Below are 24552 nucleotides of genomic sequence, written 5' to 3' on the forward strand. Positions count from 1 at the left end.
TTTTTTCTGCATATTGGCGGTTATCTTATATTGCTTTTCACTATAGGATGAATCACTTTTGGTTCAGTTAAAGTAAGTTCATTTTTCTTATAAGCATGCCAATAGGCCGTAGCAATAAATACCGATCCGCCCACCGCATTTCCAAGAAAAACAGGGATAAAATTCTCTATATAGGCTAACCAAGTAAAATGGCCTGCAAATATGGCCGCAGGAATCACAAACATATTAGCTACCACGTGTTGAAAACCAATCGCGACAAAAGCCATCGTTGGAAACCAAATACCGGTAATTTTTCCAACCATATCATTTGCTCCATACGAAAGCCATACAGCCGCTGCCACGAGCCAATTACAGCCTATCCCCGAAATGAAGGCTTGGAGGAAAGTAGCTTCTAATTTATGATCAGCGATACTAATGGTTCTTTCCAAAAATGGTCCTGTTTCCGTGAGTCCAACCAAATGTCCAAAAAAGTAAGCCACAAATAAAGCCCCGACAAAGTTACTAACCGTTACAAGGAACCAATTATAAATCACCTGCCTGGTGCTAATCTTATTTGCCATCTTAGCTATCGGAACTGCCATCATATTCCCGGTTAATAGTTCTCCGCCAGCTAGCAAGGTAAGGACAAGACCGATTGGAAAAACAGAGGCACCAATCAAGCTGCTTAACCCTTCTATATTTCCTGTGAGAGTTGCAGTCACACGGATGTAAAGTAAATAACCTAACGAAATGAAGGCACCTGCTTCAAAACCCAATATCAAAGTTTGTATTAGAGGGTAATTTGACTTTTTCACTCCATTCTCAATGGTAATTTCCATAATTTTTTCGGGTTTACTGTATCCCATCAGAAGGACTCCTTTTTAAATAAACTAGACTCTTTGATATTGTGAAATATTTAACATATTTATTTTATAACAAATTCTTCTAAAATCCTGTGAATATTTCTTTAACTATTTTATAGCGCTTACATTTATCTTTGTATTCTTGCTTTTATATTCAAAATTACTTACTTCCCTCTTTTAATAGAGGTATACTGATTATCAAAGTGTTAAAGTGAAAGTCAAACATCTAAGGAGGTTTGCACGGATATGAACAGTCTGACAGAAGAAAGATGGCAGGCCATTATTAATAATGATTCTTCATATGATAATCAATTTTTTTACGGGGTTAAAACTACAAGGATTTTCTGTCGTCCATCCTGCAAATCAAGAACTCCAAAATTCGACAATGTCCAGATTTTTTTAAAAGCAGAACATGCTTTGGCAGAACAATTCCGTCCTTGTAAACGGTGCAAGCCAAATGGACTTCGCCTGCCCAATGAAGAATGGGCAGCTCAAATTGCTAGGTACATCGACATGCATATTAAAGAACCACTAACATTGGAAAGCTTAGCAGATATTTGTCACGGAAGTCCCTATCATTTGCAACGGACATTTAAGCTTATTAAAGGGATAACTCCAATTCAATATATCCAGAAGACTCGCATAACTAAGGCTCAACAGTTGCTTAAAGAAACAGACACATCCATAAACGAGATCAGTATGGAGGTAGGAATATCAAATCCAGCTCATTTCGCCACACTATTTAAAAAAATAACAACCTTTACACCATCAGAATATCGTCATATGAACAGAAATGAATAAAGAATGGAGATTTTATTATGGATAGAAAAATCATTTATTGGAGTTTGTTTGTTCATGGTCCATGGGAAATGTATCTTGCAGCAACAACCCAAGGACTTTGTTATGTTGGGTCAGACCACAAGGGCTTTGAGGAATTAAGGAACTGGGTGCAGAAAAAGTTCCCTCAGCACCAATTGGAACAAGATGATCAACGGATGCATATATATGCTGACCAATTCGCCGAATATTTTCAAGGAATACGAACATCGTTTACCTTTCCAATGGACTTTTACGGAACTCCTTTTCAACAATCTGTTTGGAACGCATTACATGAAATTCCTTACGGGTGTACACATACATACTCGGAGATTGCTGAATTCCTTCAAAAACCTAAATCTGTTCGGGCCGTGGCCTCTGCCATCGGAGCCAATCCAATCTTAATCACTGTTCCTTGTCATCGGGTGATTGGAAAGAATGGTAAACTCACTGGTTTTCGTGGCGGTTTGGAGATGAAAGCAAAGCTATTGGATTTGGAAAAAGTGCCTTCCAACACGAAGGGATTGAACACCCATGCCAAATAATATCTCTGACAGGATTGAATCACTGGACTGGGACGATTTGCATCACTTGCTAGATATACAGGGCTTTGCAAAGTTGCCTCCCGTATTAGACCCGCACCAATGCCAGGAAATGATTCATACATATAATAATCCATCCAATTTTCGGAGCACCATAAATATGAAACGATACAGATTCGGGGAAGGAGAATACAAATATTATCAAGCTCCTCTCCCACCGTTACTGCAACAACTAAGGACGAATTTCTACCCTGAACTTGCCAAAGCAGCGAACCGCTGGTTACTGCAACTTCGAAAAGAGCCCATGTATCCGAGTAGACTGTCCGAATTTCTCGACCATTGCAATGCCCAGGGGCAAGTACGGTCCACTCCGCTAATTCTTAAGTATGAAACCGGCGGCTACAACTGTTTGCACCAGGATTTGTATGGTGATGTTTACTTTCCATTTCAAGTGCTATTTGTTCTAAATCAACGGGAGAAAGACTATAATGGCGGTGAATCGATCCTGGTCGAACAAAGGCCTCGGGCCCAAAGCCGAGGACATGTGATTACACTTGAACAAGGTGAAGGCCTCATCTTTCCAACAAATTATCGTCCGATTGAAGGAACACGTGGCTATTATCGGGCTTCTGTAAGACATGGGGTAAGCACCGTGTCTTCTGGTACGCGCTATGGCTTGGGGATTATTTTTCATGATGCAAAATAAAAGCGAAAACCAACAATATTCCAGATCGGGGAAAGAGTGTCCATTATACGTAAAAAAGGCAGAAGACTCTGCCTTATTATTTTATATAAGATTTTGAAACATACCCTGTCGTTTTACCATATTTGATTTTATACCATGACCCGGTTGTAGAAACAATCGTTACCGTTTGATTTTTCTTTAGCGACCCAATCACTCTGCCTTTGGTTGAAGCTGAAGTACGGACATTCAGCCGAGACACAGTCACTTTACCCGTTTTTGTTTTGACAACTTTATTAACTACAAAACTAGTTGTCACGGTCGAACGGTTTTTACTTGTATCCGTCGCTGACATTACAACCGAATATTTCCCATTTCCAAGTGAATTGGTATTGTAATCCTGATTAATGGTTCCTGCTTTTGTTAGGATATCTTTTTTCAAATAACTTAGGATTTTACCTGAGCTGTTTTTAATATAAACAGTCACCTTAGCGGTTTCGTTCGTTTTAAAAGTAATGTGGGCTTTATTTTTTTTGTTATCAATGCTGGCCTTAACACTGCTAAATTTAGGAGCAGTCTTGTCTTTGTTTACTTCAAAAGATGGCAATGTCGACGACCTGTTATTACTTAAATCAACGGTAATAATTCCTGCATAATATTTTCCGTTAGCTAAAGAATAACTGTTATATTCTTTGGAAATTGATCCTGCTTCAGTAAGGGCATCTTTTAATAAATAAGTGAAAATATTGCCTTTACTGTCTTTAAGATAAACGGTTACTTTTGCTTTTTCGTTTGTCCTAAAACTAACAAGTGTTTTATTTTTTAAATAATCAAAATTTACTTTGACTTCACTTATCGTGGGAGCTATTTCGTCTGTAATTGGTCTCAATGGTGTTTCGACTATCGGTTCTACTTCTGCTTGTTCATCAGTTCCTCCTGCAGTAGACTGTTCCGTTGAATCTGATTCTTGTTGCACATCCTCAATTCCACCAGTGGTTGTCTGCTCCTTTGAATCTGGTTGTACTTGTTCATTTGTAATTGGCGTTGTTTGTTCTGTTTGTTCAATAGGAACTTCAATAACAGGCACAGGTCTGTCACTATATTCTTTTACAAGTGCTGTACCAACATAATAAAAGCCTAGAATCTCATTGTATTTTTGCCCAGCATTGGCTCGGTTCTGTGCACCCCATTGACTTAGACCAACCCCATGACCATCACCAAATCCTGAAACTGTAATGGTTTCAGCTGTTTCTACGATGGTTGAAACAAGATAACTCAACATCATCCGATTGCCGACCATTGCACGAATTTGTGAAGCTGCGACATTTTTGTATTCTAATTTTTGAGGAATATATGCGCCATTTTCGTCAATGCTATCTTTTGTTAAGAATTCAACCGATATATTCCCTTTAGAAACACGACCGCCTGATGTTGGAGTGTGTAAGCTTAATTCTGGAATGGCCGTTATTTTAATTTCTTTTCCAGCATAGCCGTGAGTGGACATCCATGCTTTTATTGTATTGATAATCGTTATATCTTTTTCCTTCATTTGACTCCATGTCAAACCAGTAGGATTAAATTGTTGTTTACTAACAGAAAATTTCCAAGCAGTTTTTGCATCAAACTGATCCTCTTTAATGGGTAAATATGAGAGAGGCGATGAGCCCCAGACATTCGCGTTCGATTCTGTTTTCCCGCCATTACTTGCAGAGAAAACGGCACTAATGAGCCGGCCATTTACCTTTAAGACTTCCCCTTTTGTCTCATCCACTGCAGCTGTACTATTGGGATTCCAAGTAAAACCACCATATACTTGAAAATTAATCGTATCATCAATCGTCACCGATTTATAGGAGAGTGCATAGGTTCTAGCAGCCACCGCCTGAGTTTTTAGGGCTTCACGGTTCCAACTTGCATACATTTCAGAAGGGACAACACCTTTTAAATAATCTTCCATATAAATCTCGTTAATTGGCCGAACATACTTTGAATTTTCAGGGACAAATTGAAATGAACCTAAATAATTCCGATTATTGATAGATAAATAATCGGTCTCGCTTGATGGCAATAAATTGACTATTTCTGCGCTATATAAAGATGTGGTTCCGTCGATTAATGTTATTTTATTATTATCATACTTTACGAGATACGACTTTCCTGAGGTTAACCTGACAGTTGAATCCTCAATAAAATAATCACCTGCTGGTTTTATTGTAATCTCTGATTTATTCCCGAGATAATTAACCAATTTCACTTTAATCTTTGGTTCTATACTTTCGGCTGACATCTTTATATTTAGTAAGTTAAATAATAGTAAAAAAGCTAGAAAACCTGCAGTCAATCTTATCACTAACATTCTCCATTCATATGAGCATAATCACTATTTATCATAATCATACTTTATGAATCTATTAATCAACAACATGATAATATTGGTAAGTATTAAGTCCTATTAACGTAAAATAATAGAAAAAAAGCTCACCTAAAATAGGTGAGCTTAGCGAGCAGTAATTTGAATCCATTTAGCACCCGAACTGGTTGAAATTTGATACCAGCCATCGCCTCGGTCAACGAATACCTTCACTTTTCGAGGAGTGATTTTCCCACTTGACTTGACGGAAGCAGACGGCTTGTTATATAGGTTTACCACCTTAGGTACTTGGAGATATTTCAATGGTCTGGGATTAATATAAACCCATTTCGCCCCTAATGTGGTATTAATGAGGTACCATCCATTTTCGCTTTTTTTCATAACCTTTACTGTTTGCGGAACGATTGATCTTGTTTGCTTCTTTGAAATTGTTGGCTGATCATACAAATTAACATCATAGTTAATCTTTAGACTTGATATGATCGGCATATAAGGAAGCAGGGTGAGGTTTTTAGTTCCTCTTTTAATCCATCCATACCCTTTTCCATACTTTATTTTATACCAATCACCAGATTTTGCGGCAATTTCAACATTCTCTTTTAATAGTACTTTTCCTATTTTAGGGGCCGCATTATATGGGAAGTTTTTCACATCAAGTCCAGTTTTGTAAGTTATCTTCCCTTTTACTAGATATGTAGTTTGTACAGGAGACGGACCCTTCTCTGTAACTTTTGGCACGGTCGTAGTAATCAGTTCATGATGGACACCATCCCTGCTTGTACTAATAAATTTTAGACCAGCTTGCTTTGCTATTTTTTTGAGAGAAGCACTTACGAAGTGTAACCCATTTAACGGCTTTCCTCTTTTATCAAAGATTATGGCATCAAATGCGATTCCTCTTATATGCGGTGCTTTTGTGCTAGGCTTAGCAACCAATGTCCCCAGTTCATGCTTGCTGCGTTCCGACCGTATACACTTTGATGAAACACCATTTACAATTTCATAAAAGTGCTTTTGATATTGATAAGGACGATAGACCGATTTATATTGGATCTTCCAGCCTTTGGCTTTCAGCAATTTTTCATATTTTATTTTTGCCGAAAGCAGATTGGGATGAATATTCTCCCAAATTACCATTTCACCCTGATCCATTCTAAGTGCAACAGGATCTGTTAAAGGCGTCAAGCCTTTACATGTAGCAGCAAGAACTTTTTCATTAGGAATAATCAATGGGAAAACTAGTGCTAATATCATAGTATAAATAAAAATTTTAACAAAAAATCTCATTTTTCCTCCTATTACATTATTTTTCTGATTAAATATGACTATGTTATTATATCAAAATTTGCAAAATAATCTATAATTTTACAAGGAAAAAATACCCTTCACATCCTTTTTTCTTATATTTTCCGACAAACATCTACATATTTCGAGTAAAGTCAGCAAACTCCCGAAAAATATGGTACAATTAAGATGATACTGATATTTCAGTTGACCGTTTTGGAAAAACAGAAAGGGTGTTATCATGGAAGATTTTATCGAAACAGTTTATTTCTTAGAAAATCCTGAGAAGAATATTACTAAATTCGCAACTGGCACCCAGCTGCGCTATGAGGACGTAATAAAAGAGGTATTTGGCGTAGCGTGTATTAATGATTTGCATATGATGCTTCAATACAATAAAAGCTTTCAAACAAGTATTTGTAACTCCCATGGGATTAGTGAAAAGAAGTTAACTCTTGATAAAATCCTTCGTGTTGCTTCAAAACTAGACATGCTTCGTCTAAAGAAGCAGCTGCTCGATCAACAATATGATAAAATGATTGATGAAACACTCCAAGAAGGTGATTTACCGATTGACCGCCCATTCGATGCAACAATTAAACTCCAAGAAGGAATTTTCCAATGGGATGACAGCAATTTTTCATATAACGCAGTTAAGCCAGGTGCCTGACACCTTTGTAGTTAATAATATAACTAACAAAGGCTAGGTGCCTTTTTTCTTTGGATTCAATGGTCCTAACTAAAATTAATGCACCATCCAGAATATGGACGGTGCATTTTACGTTTTTATAAATACTTTAGAAATTGCGTTTAATTAATCGGTCCGACACAATCTAAGTATTTGTTACTCTATTCAAAAAGGTCAACGTCCTTGCAAATGCGTCCCTTGCATACTTAGGATGATAAGTCGGATTTGTATCATTGTAAAAAGCGTGATGCGCATTAGGATATACTATGGCTTCAAATGATTTCTCATGTTTCCTCATTTCTTCTTCAAAATCAGGAATTAAGTTAGTAATATTCTTGTCTTCCCCACCATAGAATCCGAGCACTGGGCATTCGATATTGGCAATATTCTGATGTGGTGGACGTCCGTAAAATACTATCGATCCCGCATGGTTAGGATCCTGTGTTGCTAGAGCAGCTGAAAGAGCTCCACCTAAGCAGAAGCCAACAGAAGTAACAGGCATACCTTTTGTCTTTTGCATTAAATTTCGTGCATAGTCAGCTGAATCTTTTAAGATGCGGATGAAAGTCTCAGATTTACTTTGATCTAACTTCCCAAAGAGAGTATTTAACGTGGTGCGCAGTGTCTCTTGTTTTTCTGATGGCTGTTGTAAGATAGCATTCTCACGTTCAGAAGGATTAAACCATGATGTATGTGGAATGGAATGTAAAAAGTTTTTCGCTTCAGCGATCATTTCCTCACTTAGTTCCTCTGGTCGAACGCCTTGATCAGCAAATAAATCTGGTGCGATGGCAACGTATCCAGCAGTTGCAAACCGCTCGGCAACATTTTGAATGTGAGCATCTACTCCCCATATTTCTTGGATTACGAGTACGGTTGGCTGGGGTTCATTTACAGGCTCAATTGAAGAAATATAGGCGCTTATCTTCCCATTTGTTCCGTTTAAAGATTGCCATTCCGATTGTATCGACATGTTACACCTCACTGTTTTGATTTTTTCTATATAGATAAAACATAACACTTCCTACATAATTTACCATACTCAGTATACAAATATAAATAAATATAGAATATAAAAAACAGCTGTTATAAGAGAGTTGCCTACTATAAAACAAACCTCCCATTCGGTTAGATGGAAGGTTTGGGGTTTCTTATAAAATTTTGTAGGCGCTTTAAAATATTAGCGACGTTTTTTCTTATCAGCCTTAGTCAATCTTCCTAATAAAAATGCCCCTGCAGCAACACCAAGCACGGTATTCGTTTTTTTGTTAAAGACTTGCTTCGCGACAAGATTTAAGTTTTGAGGCCGTTCGGCAAGACGTCTCATGAAATATCCATACCAATCATTACCGAAAGGAACGTACGTACAGAAGTTATAACCTTCACTAGCCAGCTCCAGCTGCATGTCTTTTCGGAACCCATAAAGCATTTGGAATTCAAATTTGTCATTCGGAATATCATGCTTCTTTACAAATTCCTTCACATGATTAATAATTCGATGGTCATGTGTAGCGATAGATGTGAATTTCCCATTTAACAGATGCCATTCGGCAATCTTAATAAAGTTCGCATCAATATCTTTTTTATCTTGATAAGCGATTTCTGCTGACTCTTTATAAGCACCTTTTACTAGACGAATGCGGAAATTTTGATATCTTTCAAGGTATTCTTGCGCCTTGTGGAAGTAGGATTGAATCACTGTACCGACATTATTGTATTCCAACGATAAGTCGTCCAATAGATTAAAGGTTGGTTGTAAGTGCTTGAAGTCTTCCATATCAATATTGACAAAAATATCATATTGATTTGCTTTATCAACGATTTCTCTTACATTATTTAAACAGAATTGGTAATCAATATCTAAGCCTACTTGCGTTGGTTTTAACGAGATATGTGCATCCACTTTATGCTCCTGAATAGCATCGATGACGTTTAGAATTTGTTCTTTTGCTTGAGTTGCCTCTTCTTCTTTAAAAACAAATTCCCCTAAGTTATCAACCGTACATGAAATTCCATGTGCATTCAGCTCTTTAATACTTTGAATTACTTCAGGTATATTGGTACCAGCTACGACACTTTGTGCCCCTAGTTTTAAGCCATATTTTTTAGCTGTACTATTTAAAAATTGATTTTGTGATAAGCCCATAAAAATGTCTTTCAACATAGCGATTACCCCTTGCTGTTGTTTTTACCATCATTATAGCATACGCTTTCATTAATATTTATTTTGCGAATTTTCCAACTTAAACACCATTTCTGATGCTGGACTTTCGCCCATTTTCACCCTCATTTCCTGTTTTACCTATAATTTCCAAACTTATTATCCTCCATCGACCAGAAGTTTATTCATTTCATCATCATTATGGATTTGATCTATAATGACCAGACTATCTATTAATGAATCATCTGTTGGTTTGGTTCATCTTTCTGTAAATGATTTTTCAAATTATCTACAATCCTCCGCATGAGGTCATGATTACGGGTTAATTGGATCACTGTGGTCACCATACATTAGTAGAATACTAAAAATGAAAATAATTATAATATTTTCCATATAACCTATCTATAAACTAAAAAAGAGTGTGTAACAAAAAAAGGTGTCAGGCACTTGATGAAAGAATTGATATTATCCCTATATATTTGTTATAATGAGGTGGTTGTAACATTATTGAGGAGGAACATTTTTTTATGTCAATCGAGGTAGGTAGTAAGGTACAAGGTAAAGTAACAGGCATCACTAGTTTTGGGGCATTCGTTGAATTGCCTGGTGGCACAACAGGGTTAGTTCATATCAGTGAGGTAGCCGACAGCTATGTAAAAGACGTTAATGACCATTTAAAAGTTGGCGACCAAATTGAAGTTAAAGTAATTAGTGAGAAGGACGGAAAGACTGCCTTGTCCATCAAAAAAGCAATAGATAAGCCCGAAGGACAAACCTCATCTTATTCCCAACGCCCACCACGCCAGGGAAGAGTAGATAACCGTTCTAAAGATTTCCGTTCAAAGAGCAATTTTAAACCAAAGGAAAATTTCGAAGATAAAATTGCGAAATTCTTAAAGGCTAGTGAAGAGAATTTATCTACCTTAAAACGAAGCACTGAAACAAAACGTGGCGGTAGAGGCGGAAGACGCGGATAACTTTATCGTTTATTAATACATCTATATATAGTGAAAGGCAAACATGTTAAGACATGTTTGCCTTTTTTAATTGCTTCATTCCTTAATTGAAGCAAAAAAAAGACAGGGCTTACCTGTCTTTTTTTCATTTGATTATTCGTGAAAATTGGTACCATCTGTCGTAGCTTTGATGATGCCAGCGCGAATTACATAATCACCGAAGTGCTCGCCATCTTCTCGTTCAGTCGCATAGCGAGAAAGTAAAATTCGAAGTTCACTTAAAATTTCTTCTTCGCCGATGTTCTCTCTGAACATTTTGCTTAAGCGGCTGCCATCATGAGCTGCACCAAGATACATATTGTATTTACCTGGTGCTTTCCCGATAAACCCAATTTCCCCAAGCGCATGTCGGGCACAGCCATTCGGACAACCCGTCATTCGGATGGTAATTTCCTTGTCGCGAAGACCATTTTCATCGACAATGTTTTCAATTTTATTAATTAACGTTGGTAAATAGCGCTCTGCCTCTGCCATTGCTAAACCGCATGTAGGAAGAGCTACACATGCCATTGAGCTACGGCGCAATGCTGAATAATGCTCACCATCAGTTAAACCATATTGCTCAATAAGTTCGTTAATTTTTTTCTTATTTTGCGTGGAGACATTAGCGATAATTACGTTCTGATTTCCCGTTAGGTGGAAATCACCGGTATGGATTTTGGCAATTTCACGCAACCCTGTCTTAAGCTTGTAATCATTAAAGTCAGCGACACGACCATTCTCAATAAACAGAGTAAAATGCCATTTTCCCTTAACGCCCTTAACCCATCCATAACGGTCGCCGTTATGGTCAAACTGGTATGGCTTTGCTTCATCTAAACTCCAACCAAGACGATGTTCCAATTCAGCTTTAACATTTTCTAGACCAAGTCGATCGACTGTGTACTTGAAACGAGCATTTTTTCGGACGGAACGGTTACCGTAGTCCCTTTGAATGGTAATTGTTTTTTCAGCAATATCATATAATTGATCAGGTTTACAGAAACCAATAACCTTTGCAAGTTGAGGATAAGTTGCTGTGTCTCCGTGCGACATTCCCATTCCGCCGCCAATCGCCACGTTAAACCCAATTAATTTTCCATCCTCAACAATCGCAATAAAACCAAGGTCCTGTGAAAAAACATCAATATCATTACCAGGTGGCACAGCAATTCCGATTTTAAACTTTCGAGGTAAGTAAAGTGGACCATACATTGGTTCAACTTCTTCAATTTCAGGTGTTCCGGCTACTTTTTCTTCGTCCAGCCAAATTTCGTGATACGCTCTTGTGCGTGGCAGTAAATCGTTGCTCAATTTTTTCGACCATTCATATATTTCGGCATGGATCTCAGATTGGTACGGATTCGAAGAACACATAACGTTTCGGTTCACGTCACCGCAAGCCGCAATCGTATCCATAAGTGCATTATGAATTCCCTGAATCGTACTTTTCATATTCCATTTTAATATCCCATGCATTTGGAACGTTTCACGGGTAGTCAGTTTCAAAGTTCCATTACCATATTTATCAGCCAGGTCATCCATTACGAGCCATTGATCAGGTGAAGCAACCCCACCAGGAAGTCTAACACGAAGCATAAACTGGTATGCTGGTTCAAGTTTTTGTTTGGCCCGTTCATTGCGGAGGTCCCGGTCATCCTGCAAATAACTGCCATGATGTTTCATTAAACGGTTATCATCATCAGGAATCCCTGCACTTATCCGGTCTAGCATTACTTCTTTTAGTGTCCCGCGTAAATAATTACTTCTTTCTTTAATACCTTCCACATCACTTGGAGGGCCTTCAGGCGCTTTTAAAATTTGATTAACCATGGTGAAACTCCTTTCCATCCCAAATCAGTATACGTCACGCTGATAACGTTTTTGCTGCTGCATTTCGGCTACATATTCTTCTGCTTTTTCACGGCTCAAGCAGCCTTCTTTTTCAATAATGTCAATTAACGTATTATGAACATCATGGGCCATATGTTTTTCATCCCCACAAATGTACAGATGAGCACCTTCTTCAAGCCATTCAAATAATTCTTTACTGTTTTCAAGCATACGATGTTGTACATACACTTTTTCAGCTGTATCACGTGAAAAGGCTACATCCAATTTCGACAATACGCCGTCTTTCAGCCATTTTTGCCATTCTGTTTGATAAAGGAAATCCGTCACAAAATGCTGATCACCGAAAAACAACCATGATTTTCCTTCAGCACCGATTTCTTCACGCTCTTGCATAAAGGAACGAAATGGTGCTGCACCAGTCCCTGGTCCAACCATGATGATTGGGGCATCTGGGTTATTTGGCAGCTTGAAGTTTTCATTATGTTGGATATACACTGGCACGGTATCGCCTGGCTGCAGACGCTCCGCTGTCTGGATAGAACAAACCCCATTTCGTTTCCGGCCGTGTGCCTCATAACGAACCGCTCCGATTGTCAAATGAACCTCATCCGGGTTTGCCGCTAAGCTGCTTGATATCGAATACAGTCGGGACGGCATTTTTCGAAGAATGGAAACAAACTCTTGTGCCGAGCCAACCCAAGGAGTAAAATCACGGACTAAATCAAGCAAATCGCGTCCATCCAAATAAGTCTTTAATTTCTCTTCATTACCTGGTGAGAGCAGTTCCTGTAAATTTTCATTTGCAGTAAGGCGGGCTGCCTTCTCAATCAACGGTTTCGTTAACGTCGTAATTTCAAAATGTGTGATAAGTGCTTCTTTAAGCGGGAGAATTTCTCCTTTTTTATTCACAGTCACCTGTTGTTCTGGATCCCAGTTCATTTCCTCCAATAGTGAGGTAACAAGTGCGGGATCATTTTCTGGATAAATACCAAGACTATCTCCTGGTTCAAAGGTGAGCCCAGACCCTTCAAGCGACAACTCAAGGTGGTGTGTTTCTTTATTTGAGCCGCGCCCGTTTAGATTGATATTTTCTAGTACTTCGGCTTTAAACGGATTTGATCTTGAATACGTTGATTCTACTGCTTGAGTTACCAGTTCCTGAACTGGAACTTGGCTGCTGGCGTCTGCCTCTTTTAAATTACTAAGCACACCTGCAAGCCATTCAGATGCTGGTTCATCGTAATCAAGGTCGCAGTCAAAGCGTGGGTAAAGCCTTGTACCGCCAAGTTCTTCCAAGCGTGCATCAAAGTCTTTTCCTGTTTGACAGAAAAATTCATACGAACTGTCACCCAGTGCCAAAACTGAGAAGCGAAGATGATCCAGTTTCGGGGCCCGTTTTCCATGCAGAAACTCATGAAAGGCAATGGCATTATCTGGCGGAGTGCCCTCTCCATGGGTACTAGCAACAATCAGCAGATTTTCAACCTTTTTCAAATTGTTAGGTTTAAAATCGCTCATTGATATAACAGTTACTTTGAAACCTGCTGCTTCAAGCGTCTTGCCCGCTTTCTTAGCAAGCCCCTGAGCGTTACCCGATTGTGAACCAAAAAGGATGGTTACATCTTTTGAAATGGCCGGAGCTGTGATTGCTCCCGGTTGTTCAGATACCTGGACATTTCCAGTCCCCGAAATCGAAGAAAATTGGGCTGCTGCCAAAAAACCGCTCAACCAGACTTTTTGTGATTCAGTCAACGTAGGCAGTATTCGGTTTAGTAGCTCTGCTTGTTCCTGATTAAAAGGACTATTCAATACTTGAAGTTGCACTTAAATCCACCTCACAAAGGATTATTAACTTATCGTGATCATTTATTTATCATGACTTGTTATAACAATTCTTACAGTACACAATTTTCAGTCAAAAAATGATTAATATAATAATAGTTTTACTATTCCTATAAGTCAAGTCGGTTTTAACGATTTAAACCATTAAAATCTGCTAAAATTCAGATTTTTTTAAAGTGGATGTAGGTTAACTACAACATTTTAATAATTAAATGACGCAATGTTACAGCGTTCCGCGACACTCTTCCAATGCTTTGGCCTTTTGTCACGTTACACTGTCCTCATTGCGCCAGAATTTTAGGAAATGTTATCTATTTCTTCTGTTTCGGTTACGCAAAAACGTCGGAATGTCAAGAGAATCATCTGTATCCTGTCCATAACTTCCATAATCATGCGAAGGCTCTTCATGATTCGCTTGTTCTTGTTTTGGCTGTGATTGGACCTGACTTCTAGATGGTCCTTCTTTTTGAATAGGCGAAGAAGGCCTAGTGGTTCGTGCCAATTTATCAACAAAACCAGTAGCAATAACTGTAATCATAATTTCATTTTTAAAATTTTCGTTAATAATCGAACCAAAAATCATATTTAAATCTTTATCTGCTGCTGAAGCGACAAGGTCCGCTGCCTCTTGCACTTCATACAGACTTAAGTCTTTTCCGCCAGTTATATTCATAAGAATCCCTTGTGCTCCGTCAATCGACGTTTCTAATAATGGACTAGAAATAGCCTTTTTGGCTGCCTCTACCGCGCGTCCATCACCTTTTGCAACGCCAATGCCCATTAAAGCTGTCCCTTGGTTACTCATAATGGTCTTTACGTCAGCAAAATCCAGATTAATTAATCCAGGAACGGCTATTAAGTCAGAAATCCCTTGAACACCTTGACGAAGAACATTATCCGCTTCTCGGAACGCTTCAATCATCGGCGTTCTTTTATCAACAATTTGCAATAGGCGATCATTTGGAACTATGATTAATGTATCAACTGCCTGACTCATTAACTCAATTCCACTTGCTGCATTTGTGGCACGTTTACGGCCCTCAAATCCAAACGGACGGGTCACAACACCAATTGTCAAAGCGCCAAGTGCGCGAGAAATTTCTGCAATCGCAGGTGCAGCACCAGTTCCAGTGCCTCCACCCATCCCAGCTGTGACGAAAACCATGTCGGCTCCTTTTAAAACGTCCTCCAGCTGCCTTCTGCTTTCTTCAACCGCTTTTCTACCGACTTCTGGATTAGCGCCAGCGCCTAATCCTCTTGTCAATTGTGCCCCAATTTGCATTTTAATTTCTGCTTTTGATAGATTTAGAGCTTGGGCATCTGTATTTACAGCTATAAATTCAACACCTTGAACTCCGCCTTCAATCATCCGATTGACAGCATTATTCCCGCCGCCGCCAACACCAATTACTTTTATTCTAGCTACTTGATCTATATCCATGTCAAAATCCCACATATTATTCCTCCTACTTATCATCCATTTAATTATTTGCCTCGCTATTTAAAAAAATTCATAGATTTTTATAATCTAGCAATCGATTAGTTACAAATAATATATGTCGTATGTATATTTATTTTCTTATTCGTATTTTACCAAAATAATAGCAGATTTAATATAGTAAGCTAACGCTCAATTCAGATAAATTTGATGAATTTTGTAGAAAATACTAGCAAATTTGTTAAATTTATTAAACCATGTTGATTAGTAGTTCTTTTGAAATACATCCATCGATAGATATTTTGCCAATGATAGGATGCAGTTAACAACCACCTATCATCTTGCTAGCATAATGATAGGGTGTCGCTAGCCTGATTCTAGTAAGAAAAATACCGTTAATGCAGCAGCATTAACGGTATTTTTAATGATTAACGTCTAAACTTGTGATTGAGCGGAACGGTATGTACTTTTATAAAGCGGGTGCTTCCATCCCCATTTGACTCCATTCTTCCCGTGCTGGTCCATATACTCCAGGTACATTTAATCCAGCTTGGCGCATTAAGACAGTCATTTGGCCGCGATGATGAATGATGTGTTTTATTAAAAGTGAAAGTGTCACTCCTTTTGGCATTTCCATACCAAACACGTTTTTCATTTCAGTTAATGATGCATCCGTCCATTGCTGCTGTACGGCTTCGATTGTGTCAGAAGTAACTTTTCGAAAAGTGTCAGCGATTGTTTTCGCAGAGGTCGGTACCGCATCTCCATTCTCTACATTTTCAACAGTGATGCCAAACTCGGTAAGCATTCCAGGTGTGCTCGCAACCACATGCCATGCAATTCTCCCTAGCGTTCGGTCTTCTGGAGAAACTTCTTGTTGAAGTGATTGGTCAGTTAAACCATCTAACACCTTTTGCGTAGAGGATGCCTCTTGATTCCATTCTTGGATAAATTCAGCTATAGAAGTATACATGATTTTTGCCTCCATCTTTGATAAGCTTAACAGTAAAAGTATATCATTCTTGCCAATAACGGCAAATTTTCCGCATAAAAATATGTCTAATACTCCTCTACAGTTGAAATATATGGTAAGTTTCGGTACATTTGCGCGTAATCAATCCCATAGCCGACAATGAATTCATCAGGAATGACAAAGCCTACATAATCAACGGGCAGGTCTACCTTCCTTCTTTCAGGCTTGTCTAAAAGCGTACAAATTTTAATTTGTTTCGGCTTATGTGCTTTTAAATGTCCGCGCAAGAAATGTAAAGTCAGACCGCTGTCGATAATATCCTCAACGACCAGAACATTCTGATTAGTAATATTGGCATCAAGGTCCTTCAGTAATCTTACTTTTCCTGATGACTCTGTTTCGTCCCCATAGCTAGAAACGGAAATGAAATCAATATTAATATTACCCTTCATCTCACGAATCAAATCCGCAGCGAAGATAAACGATCCTTTTAAGACGACGATTAGAATAATGTCCTCATTATTGAAGTCTTTTTCAATTTGTTCCGCTAACAGCTTCACTCTGTCTTTAATTTCTGTTTCAGAAATCATCACATCTTTAATTCTATAACCCACAAATTCCACCCCGTTCTAAAATTAGGCTGTGTTAAATTAGTCTGTTGATTTCCGCTCCAGGCACTTCGCTTTCTGCGGGCGTGCCGGGGAGCCTCCTCGTCGCTTTGCTCCTGCGGGGTCTCCCCTGCCCCGTACTCCCGCAGGAGTCTTCGTGCCTTCCACTCCAATCAACAGAGTGTCAAAATCAATTATCCTTTAACACAGCCAATAATTAAAAAGCCAATGCGAAAAATCATCTAGTTTGATTTTTCGCATTGGCTTCGATTGTTATACTCCTTTATATGCTTGTCGGTAAATTTCTGCTAATTCGGTTACTAATGGAAGCTTAGGATTCGCTGTGGTGCATTGGTCTTCGAAAGCCCGATCTGCTAAATAGTCAATTTTGCTTTCAAATTCAGCTTTATTAATATGATTTGCTTTAAGGCTCATTGGCACTTCCAGTTCCTGTGTCAATTTAATAATGGCTTGAACGAGGCTCTCTACACCTTCCTCGGTGGTACTTGCAGGTAATCCTAGAATTCTAGCGATTTCAGCATAACGTTTGTCAGCTTTGTAATGATTGTACTTCGGAAAAGCTGTAAATTTCTTTGGCTTGGTGGCATTATAGCGTATAACATGTGGCATAAGTACAGCATTTGCCCGACCATGTGCAATATGGAACTCTGCTCCCAATTTATGGGCAAGACTATGGTTTATTCCTAAAAATGCGTTAGCGAACGCCATACCGGCAATAGTTGATGCATTATGAACCTTTTCACGAGCTTCTTCATCCTGGCCGTTTTTGTAGGCTCTTGGCAGGTACTCAAATACGAGTTGGATGGCTTTAATTGCGAGGCCATCAGTAAAATCATTTGCCATACAGGACACATATGCTTCAATGGCGTGTGTCAAGACGTCCAATCCTGTATCGGCGGTAATGTGTTTTGGCACCGTCATCACAAATTGCGGATCGATAATGGCTACGTCAGGTGTTAATTCATAATCAGCAAGCGGATATTTAATATTTGCTTCTTTATCAGTAATGACTGAGAAAGACGTTACTTCCGAGCCTGTTCCAGAAGTGGTAGGAATGGCCACAAATTGTGCTCTTTGGCCAAGATTAGGATATTTTACAATCCGTTTTCGAATATCTAAGAATTTTTGTTTTAAGCCAAAGAATTCGGTATCTGGATGCTCATAGAACAACCACATTCCTTTGGCAGCATCCATGGCAGAACCGCCGCCAAGTGCAATGATTACGTCAGGCTGGAAATTAGCCATCATTTCTGCACCCTTCATCACCGTTTCAATGGACGGATCTGGTTCTACTTCTGAAAAGATTTCACAATGCACATAATCAGGACGTTTTCTTAAATAATATAGGACTTTATCAACATAACCTAATTTCACCATTCCAGGGTCTGTGACAATAAAGGCTTTTGAAATTTTCGGCATTTTAGCTAGGTACTGTGTCGAGTTTTTTTCGAAATATATTTTAGAAGGTACTTTAAACCACTGCATATTAATGTTCCTTTTCGCTACTTTTTTGATATTAATTAAGTGAATAGTACCCACGTTTGTAGAGACAGAGTTTCCGCCATACGTTCCGCAGCCGAGAGTCAATGACGGCATGTAGGCATTGTAAATATCACCAATCGCACCTTGTGAGGATGGGGCGTTGACAATAATACGTCCTGCTCTCATCCGTAAGCCGAACTTCTTAATCACCGATTGGTCAGTGGTATGAATAACAGCGGAGTGCCCTAAACCGCCAAACTCCAGCATTTCCTCGGCCCGTTTCAATCCTTCTTCAAGACTACTAACCTTATAACATGCAAGGACTGGGCTTAATTTTTCCCGAGAAAGCGGGAATTCAGGTCCGACTCCAGTTAATTCTGCGACAAGAATCTTTGTTTCGTCAGGAACCTTCACTCCAGCCATTTTAGCAATTTTAGCCGCAGCCATCCCAACAATATCAGGGTTAACAGCACAAGAATGTTCATTAATTACTAATTTTTCGACCTTCGCTTTTTCTTCTTCGGTTAAAAAATAACAATTATTCGCTATCATTTCTTGTTTTACACCATCGTAAATTTCTTTATCAATAATAACCGCTTGTTCAGAGGCACAAATCATCCCATTGTCAAAGGTCTTTGATAAAATTAAGTCGTTCACTGCTTGTTGGAGATTCGCTGTTTTTTCAATATAGCAAGGGACATTTCCTGGTCCAACACCCAGTGCAGGCTTACCTGAACTATATGCAGATTTCACCATCCCTGCTCCGCCAGTGGCAAGAATTAATGAAATTTTCGAATGGTTCATTAAGGCTTGAGTAGCTTCGAGCGACGGTGTATCAATCCATTGAATACAATTTTCTGGTGCTCCTGCCTTAATGGCCGCATCTCTTAGGACTCTTGCCGCTTCACTGCTGCATTTTTGTGCGGATGGATGGAAGGCAAAAATAATTGGATTTCTCGTTTTTATCGAAATAAGTGCTTTAAACATCGTGGTTGAAGTTGGGTTAGTTACAGGAGTTACTCCGGCTATAACCCCTACTGGTTCCGCGATTTCTATCATACCTTCATGTTCATTTTCGTTAATAATTCCAACAGTTTTATCGTATTTGATATTATGATAGACATATTCGGTAGCAAACATATTTTTAATAATTTTATCTTCGTAAACGCCTCTCCCAGTTTCTTCCACCGCTAATTTCGCAAGCGGCATATGCTGGTCAAGACCTGCCAAAGCCATTTCTTTGACAATTTCATTGATCATTTCTTGGTTAAAGCTGCGAAACTCAGCCAATGCTTTTAGACCATTCTCGACCAGAACGTCCACCATCTTTGTTACATTTTGTTTTTCTTTAACTGTCTTTTCTACAATTGCCATGGTAATACCTCCGTTTAATAATTATTTGTGAAACTTTTCACAAATTATATTAAAAATATAATCTAATAAGCGGGTATTTTCTGGATGTTTTTTTTGTGAATAATTTCACATAATTGGTTAAAAAAAATGTTTTTACACCTTAGTTCTTCAGTTGGTTATTCACACACGGGATTCCGGGGAATCTTTTCAAATAAAATGTCTGTTAGAACCTTTGAGTATTTTTTTACAATAATGACATAATTTACAGTCCAAATATAAGCGGGGATTTCTTCATTTTCTTTGAAATACATTGCCTCAAATTCGTCTCCGATTGTTTCTTCGAATAATTCCAATGTATAGGTTTCAGAATCTGTAGCGAAGGTTTTCCATTCACAAACCATCATGTCTTATCACTCCTTGTTTGTTTATGGATTTATCATAACATAGATTTATGACAAGAAATTGTGAAGTATTGAACAAAGTGTGAATCATTTTTAAATTATAGATTTAACACTTTTTAAATAGGGGTTACGGTCATTCCGCTTTTAACCGTAACCGTTTTCAAACCTGTTTCGAGTATTAACCGCCTTCTAAATTAACACAATTCCTTCTGGTAGTTTAATAGAAGTCAGAATGTCCGTCTCCCTCACACGATCCTCTGCATAAGAGGAACCACTCAAAATCTCGTGATCCAGATAACCCGGGTGACACATTACTTCGACCGTTTGCCCGTCATGACCTCGCGTGACCAGTTTCTCAAAGTAATCGTATGTCGCTCCCTCTCCATAAAAGTCATGTAAAAACACATCCGAAAATGCAGCAACTCCTTCTACTGCATCCATTGAAAAACGTCTTGCACTTAAATCATATTTTTTTGCCAGCATTTGCACCACCGGTAAAAATTCTGGAATCGTATGGACATGATGATGGCTGTCAAAATGAGTCGGTGTAAGCCCTGTATCTAGAAACTTGTCAATTTGCGCACTCCACTCTCTTGCCAGTTCATCAAGGGATATCTCCCGTTGCTCTTTGAATTCAGAAATTCGTTTAAAACTGCCACTCTCATTAACTAATGAAGGAACGTCTGTTAAAAGCGGCTTCCCACACGTGAGGACCAGATGAATCCCGACTTGAAGTTTTGGACTAGCTTTCGTAAGCTCCACAGCATGCGTCACACCAGGCATATTCATCATCATCGTGGTGGAATTAACAATGCCATTTTTATGTGCATCAATAATTCCATAATTAATCCCTCTTGAATACCCAAAATCATCTGCATTTACAATTAACTTAATCAAATGGTTATAACCTCCTCGTTGAGCAGTGAAAAGGCAGCAGATCCGCTGCCTTTTCGATAATTTTTGGCTGTGTTAACCTGTCTGTTGATTTCCGTTCCAGGCACTTCGCTTTCCGCGGACGTTGCGGGGAGCCTCCTCGGCGCTTTTAGCGCCTGCGGGGTCTCCCCTGCCCCGTACTCCCGCAGGAGTCTTCGCGCCTTCCACTCCTATCAACAGAGTGTCAAAATCAGAATTAACTTTTAATACAGCCTAATTTTAGAAAAACTGAGGTAAATACTTCTTATGCGCTTCTAACATTTCGTCGACGATTTGTTTCGCAATGGTATCAGAAGCAACCAAAGGATTAATGGTTAACGCGAGAATTGCTAGATTATAATCACCCGTAACAGCGGCTTCTGCTGCCACCCGTTCAAATGATTTAATTTGTTGAACAAGGCCTCGGACCGGAACTGGGAGATCACCCATCACAAGTGGCTTTGGCCCCTCTTTTGTTATGATGCAGCTAACCTCAACAGCAGAATCATTAGGAATGCTTGCAATAGAACCATTATTTAACGTATTAACCGGTTGAATATCCCCTGTGTCATTATAAATAGAAGAAATCAACCGGACCGCGGCATCACTGTAATAAGCTCCCCCCCGTTTTTCAAGTTGTGGAGGTTTAATGGACAAGTTGGGATCTTTATAAAGTTCAAAGAGATCCTCCTCTAACTTTTTCACTACTTCCGCACGTGTCCCAACCGTTTCCGCATTTTTGATGTCTTTTTCCACCATTTCACGACTTTTGTAATAATAATTGTGATACGGACATGGAAGGACCCCTAAAGCCCGGATAAATTCAGGCTCCCAGCGTTGACCCTGTATATTTTTCACAAAGCTTGAATTTTCAGGATTTGTTAAAAATTCGATGACTCGATCTTTTACACTTACCCCATCCACGTATACATCTAAGCCGTACACCATGTGATTTAAACCGGCAAAGTCAATGCGGACGCGGGAATGTTCAACATTTAGTAGTTTTGCAATTCCCATTTCCATCCCAATCGGTACATTACAGAGTCCGACGACCTTCCGATGATCACTATAGCGAAGAACCGCTTCCGTCACCATCCCTGCTGGATTGGTAAAGTTAACGAGCCAGGCTTCTGGACAAAGTTCCTTCATATCTTTAACAATATCCAAAATAACCGGGATTGTACGAAGACCTTTAAAAAGTCCGCCTGGTCCGTTAGTTTCTTGGCCAAGAACCCCATACTTTAATGGGATTCTTTCATCTTTTGCCCTGGCGTCAAGGAGACCCACCCGAAATTGTGTGGTCACAAAATCGGCATCCTTTAAAGCTTCTCTTCGATCGAGTGTTAAGTGCACTTCGACAGGAAGTCCTGCTTTTTGAAACATCCGTTTTGCTAAGTTCCCAACAATCTCTAATTTCTCTTTTCCTTCCTCGACGTCCACAAGCCAAAGTTCGCGTAATGGTAGTTCGTTGTATCGTTTGATCAATCCTTCGACCAGCTCGGGTGTATAACTCGAACCGCCGCCAATGGTGGTAATTTTAATTGATTTAGTCAATTTCTATGAACCTCCCACTTTATTGAGTATTCATTTCTTGGCGAATCTCAACAATCTCTCTTGCTAAATCTATTAATGTGATAGCCGTCATTAAATGATCCTGTGCATGGACTAGGATAATGGGGATGTCGAAATCCTTACCCTCCGCTTCCGCTTGGATCAATTGTGTTTGAAAGCGATGGGCATGGATAATTTCACCATCAGCCTCTGAAAGTTTTTCCAGTGCAGATGTGAAGTCTTTTTCTTTGGCTGTAAAAATTGCTTCCATGGCGAGACTTCTGGCATTTCCACTGTGCAAAATTAATTGAAATGAGAGCTGGTACAATTCTTCCTTCGTCATCTTTGTCCCCCCCGCCTAGATACATGCCAAGAGCTTGCCAGATGGCAAGCCCTAGTATTCTATTGTTCTTTACTAGATCCTTTTTCAACATTAAAGTTTTGTTTATCCCACATTCTAAAAAATGGATAGTAAATCGCAAAGGCTACGACTAGATTTATCACTTGCATTAACGCCCCTCTGATATTTCCGCCCGTTGCTAGATATCCGCCGATAATTGGAGGAGTCGTCCAAGGAACGGCTACACCAGCTGTTTTCGGAGCAAAACCAGTGCTCATCCCGATATAAGTCGTAATGGTGAGTGCCAACGGTGTTAAAATAAATGGAATAATGAGCAGTGGATTCAATACAATCGGCGCCCCGAAAGTAATCGGTTCATTAATATTGAATATTCCTGGTCCGATCGCCAGACGGCCTAATTGCTTGGATTGCTGACTCTTCGCCATAAATAACATCATGATAGCAAAAACAAATGTTGCACCAGAACCGCCCATATAAATGAAAATATCAAAGAATTGTTGGGAAATGATATTTGGAATTTCATCTCCAGCTTGAAGCGCCAAGCGGTTCGCGTCCGTTTGGGCTAACCAAATTGGTGCCATAACACCGCCCACAATACTTGCACCATGCAATCCAGTGGACCATAAGAGTTGAACAAAGAAGACGGCAATTAGTGCACCAATCAGTGTCCCTCCAAGCGCACCAAGTGGTTCTTGCAACAGTTGCCCAACAACATTATGCAAGCTTTCAAATGATGTGTTTTCGATGAGCAAACGAATAATCCAAACGCAAAGAATAACTAAAAATCCTGGGAATAAAGCGACAAATGATTTACTTACACTTGGCGGTACACCATCGGGCATTTTTATAACAATATTTTTTTGGATAATATATCGATAAATTTCAGTTGAAAACATTGCTAGAATCATTGCAACAAACAAACCTTTACTGCCTAAAAGAGCCATTGGCAATACACCGCCTACTTGTACAGCCTCCGTTGCTCCTTCTGGGGTAAACATCGTGAAATAAGGAGTGGCAAGAATAAAAGCAGCGACAGAAATGGCACCAGCACTCAATGGATCGACCTTGTATTGTTCAGCCAGACGGTAGGCTATACCGAACGCTGCAATCAGCGCCATAATATCAAAGGTTGCGCTTACAGGATATAGAAGTTTAGTCAACCAGGCATCTCCGAATGTCCGGGTCATAAATTCCGGATATCCATCAATAGGTAAAAATCCCAAAATTAAAAAAATGGATCCAATGATGAGTAGAGGCATGGTTAAAATGATTCCATCACGCAATGCTTGTAAGTGTCTTTGACCCGCAATCCTGCCTGCGACTGGCATAACCTTCTCTTCTAACATCTGATTAAATTTGCTCATATCTTTTCACC

21 protein-coding genes are annotated in these 24552 nt (G+C 39.2%); 5 read left to right on the plus strand and 16 right to left on the minus strand.

Going from position 1 to position 24552, the window contains the following annotated elements; translation table 11 throughout:
* Positions 1–20 precede the first annotated feature (20 nt).
* Positions 21–845, minus strand: coding sequence for a formate/nitrite transporter family protein (locus tag QNH17_RS17155; RefSeq protein ID WP_283873748.1), 825 nt, complete (start codon positions 843–845; stop codon positions 21–23).
* 243 nt (positions 846–1088) lie between these two features.
* On the opposite strand from QNH17_RS17155, the gene QNH17_RS17160 reads away from it, so the two are divergent.
* Genes QNH17_RS17160 through QNH17_RS17170 form a run of 3 tightly spaced genes read left to right on the plus strand, consistent with a single transcriptional unit; the run spans position 1089 to position 2906 of the window.
* The gene (locus QNH17_RS17160; RefSeq protein ID WP_283873749.1) at positions 1089–1643 is read left to right on the plus strand and encodes a bifunctional transcriptional activator/DNA repair enzyme AdaA; all 555 of its coding nucleotides are present in this window, start codon (positions 1089–1091) and stop codon (positions 1641–1643) included.
* A 17-nt stretch (positions 1644–1660) separates the two neighbouring features.
* The gene (locus QNH17_RS17165) at positions 1661–2203 is read left to right on the plus strand and encodes a methylated-DNA--[protein]-cysteine S-methyltransferase (RefSeq protein WP_283873750.1); all 543 of its coding nucleotides are present in this window, start codon (positions 1661–1663) and stop codon (positions 2201–2203) included.
* Positions 2193–2906 (plus strand): 2OG-Fe(II) oxygenase, encoded by a 714-nt coding sequence (locus tag QNH17_RS17170; RefSeq protein WP_283873751.1) that lies wholly within the window; start codon positions 2193–2195, stop codon positions 2904–2906. The genes QNH17_RS17165 and QNH17_RS17170 overlap by 11 nt, the downstream gene beginning before the upstream one ends.
* Positions 2907–2982: 76 nt before the next feature.
* Here QNH17_RS17170 and QNH17_RS17175 read toward each other — a convergent pair whose 3' ends face one another.
* Both QNH17_RS17175 and QNH17_RS17180 read right to left on the minus strand, forming a co-directional pair.
* Complete coding sequence (locus QNH17_RS17175) at positions 2983–5232, minus strand: SpoIID/LytB domain-containing protein (RefSeq protein ID WP_283873752.1); 2250 nt, start codon at positions 5230–5232, stop codon at positions 2983–2985.
* A 147-nt stretch (positions 5233–5379) separates the two neighbouring features.
* Positions 5380–6540, minus strand: coding sequence for a M15 family metallopeptidase domain-containing protein (locus QNH17_RS17180; RefSeq protein ID WP_283873753.1), 1161 nt, complete (start codon positions 6538–6540; stop codon positions 5380–5382).
* 238 nt (positions 6541–6778) lie between these two features.
* Here QNH17_RS17180 and QNH17_RS17185 point away from each other — a divergent pair, with 238 nt between their 5' ends.
* Positions 6779–7207 (plus strand): hypothetical protein, encoded by a 429-nt coding sequence (locus QNH17_RS17185; protein ID WP_283873754.1) that lies wholly within the window; start codon positions 6779–6781, stop codon positions 7205–7207.
* A gap of 163 nt (positions 7208–7370) precedes the next feature.
* Here QNH17_RS17185 and QNH17_RS17190 read toward each other — a convergent pair whose 3' ends face one another.
* Positions 7371–8198: a dienelactone hydrolase family protein gene (locus QNH17_RS17190; RefSeq protein WP_283873755.1), complete on the minus strand. Its 828-nt coding sequence runs from the start codon at positions 8196–8198 to the stop codon at positions 7371–7373.
* 207 nt (positions 8199–8405) lie between these two features.
* On the minus strand, positions 8406–9389 hold the full coding sequence (locus QNH17_RS17195) for a proline dehydrogenase family protein (protein WP_283873756.1): 984 nt from the start codon (positions 9387–9389) through the stop codon (positions 8406–8408).
* Between the two features lie 524 nt (positions 9390–9913).
* Between QNH17_RS17195 and QNH17_RS17200 the strand changes: the two genes are divergently transcribed.
* Complete coding sequence (locus QNH17_RS17200) at positions 9914–10363, plus strand: S1 domain-containing RNA-binding protein (RefSeq protein ID WP_283873757.1); 450 nt, start codon at positions 9914–9916, stop codon at positions 10361–10363.
* A 132-nt stretch (positions 10364–10495) separates the two neighbouring features.
* Here QNH17_RS17200 and cysI read toward each other — a convergent pair whose 3' ends face one another.
* From cysI to celB, 11 genes are all read right to left on the minus strand, one after another.
* Positions 10496–12214, minus strand: a complete 1719-nt coding sequence (gene cysI, locus QNH17_RS17205; protein WP_283873758.1) for an assimilatory sulfite reductase (NADPH) hemoprotein subunit — start codon at positions 12212–12214, stop codon at positions 10496–10498.
* 24 nt (positions 12215–12238) lie between these two features.
* Positions 12239–14059 carry an assimilatory sulfite reductase (NADPH) flavoprotein subunit gene (locus QNH17_RS17210; protein WP_283873760.1) on the minus strand — a complete coding sequence of 607 codons (1821 nt, stop codon included), beginning with the start codon at positions 14057–14059 and terminating at the stop codon, positions 12239–12241.
* A gap of 325 nt (positions 14060–14384) precedes the next feature.
* Positions 14385–15533 (minus strand): cell division protein FtsZ, encoded by a 1149-nt coding sequence (gene ftsZ, locus QNH17_RS17215; protein WP_283873761.1) that lies wholly within the window; start codon positions 15531–15533, stop codon positions 14385–14387.
* A 451-nt stretch (positions 15534–15984) separates the two neighbouring features.
* Complete coding sequence (locus QNH17_RS17220) at positions 15985–16488, minus strand: DinB family protein (RefSeq protein WP_283873763.1); 504 nt, start codon at positions 16486–16488, stop codon at positions 15985–15987.
* 86 nt (positions 16489–16574) lie between these two features.
* Complete coding sequence (hpt, locus tag QNH17_RS17225; RefSeq protein WP_283873764.1) at positions 16575–17102, minus strand: hypoxanthine phosphoribosyltransferase; 528 nt, start codon at positions 17100–17102, stop codon at positions 16575–16577.
* Positions 17103–17369: 267 nt separating this feature from the next.
* Positions 17370–19973 (minus strand): bifunctional acetaldehyde-CoA/alcohol dehydrogenase, encoded by a 2604-nt coding sequence (gene adhE, locus QNH17_RS17230; RefSeq protein ID WP_283873766.1) that lies wholly within the window; start codon positions 19971–19973, stop codon positions 17370–17372.
* A 155-nt stretch (positions 19974–20128) separates the two neighbouring features.
* Positions 20129–20356, minus strand: a complete 228-nt coding sequence (locus QNH17_RS17235; RefSeq protein ID WP_283873768.1) for a hypothetical protein — start codon at positions 20354–20356, stop codon at positions 20129–20131.
* 186 nt (positions 20357–20542) lie between these two features.
* Complete coding sequence (chbG, locus tag QNH17_RS17240) at positions 20543–21250, minus strand: chitin disaccharide deacetylase (protein WP_283873769.1); 708 nt, start codon at positions 21248–21250, stop codon at positions 20543–20545.
* A 255-nt stretch (positions 21251–21505) separates the two neighbouring features.
* Positions 21506–22819, minus strand: coding sequence for a 6-phospho-beta-glucosidase (locus QNH17_RS17245; protein WP_283873770.1), 1314 nt, complete (start codon positions 22817–22819; stop codon positions 21506–21508).
* 19 nt (positions 22820–22838) lie between these two features.
* Positions 22839–23159 (minus strand): PTS sugar transporter subunit IIA, encoded by a 321-nt coding sequence (locus tag QNH17_RS17250; RefSeq protein ID WP_283873772.1) that lies wholly within the window; start codon positions 23157–23159, stop codon positions 22839–22841.
* A gap of 59 nt (positions 23160–23218) precedes the next feature.
* Positions 23219–24541, minus strand: coding sequence for a PTS cellobiose transporter subunit IIC (gene celB, locus QNH17_RS17255; protein ID WP_283873774.1), 1323 nt, complete (start codon positions 24539–24541; stop codon positions 23219–23221).
* Between the last annotated feature and the right edge of the window lie 11 nt (positions 24542–24552).

This window comes from Neobacillus sp. SuZ13 (assembly GCF_030123365.1).
GTDB lineage: Bacteria > Bacillota > Bacilli > Bacillales > Cytobacillaceae > Neobacillus.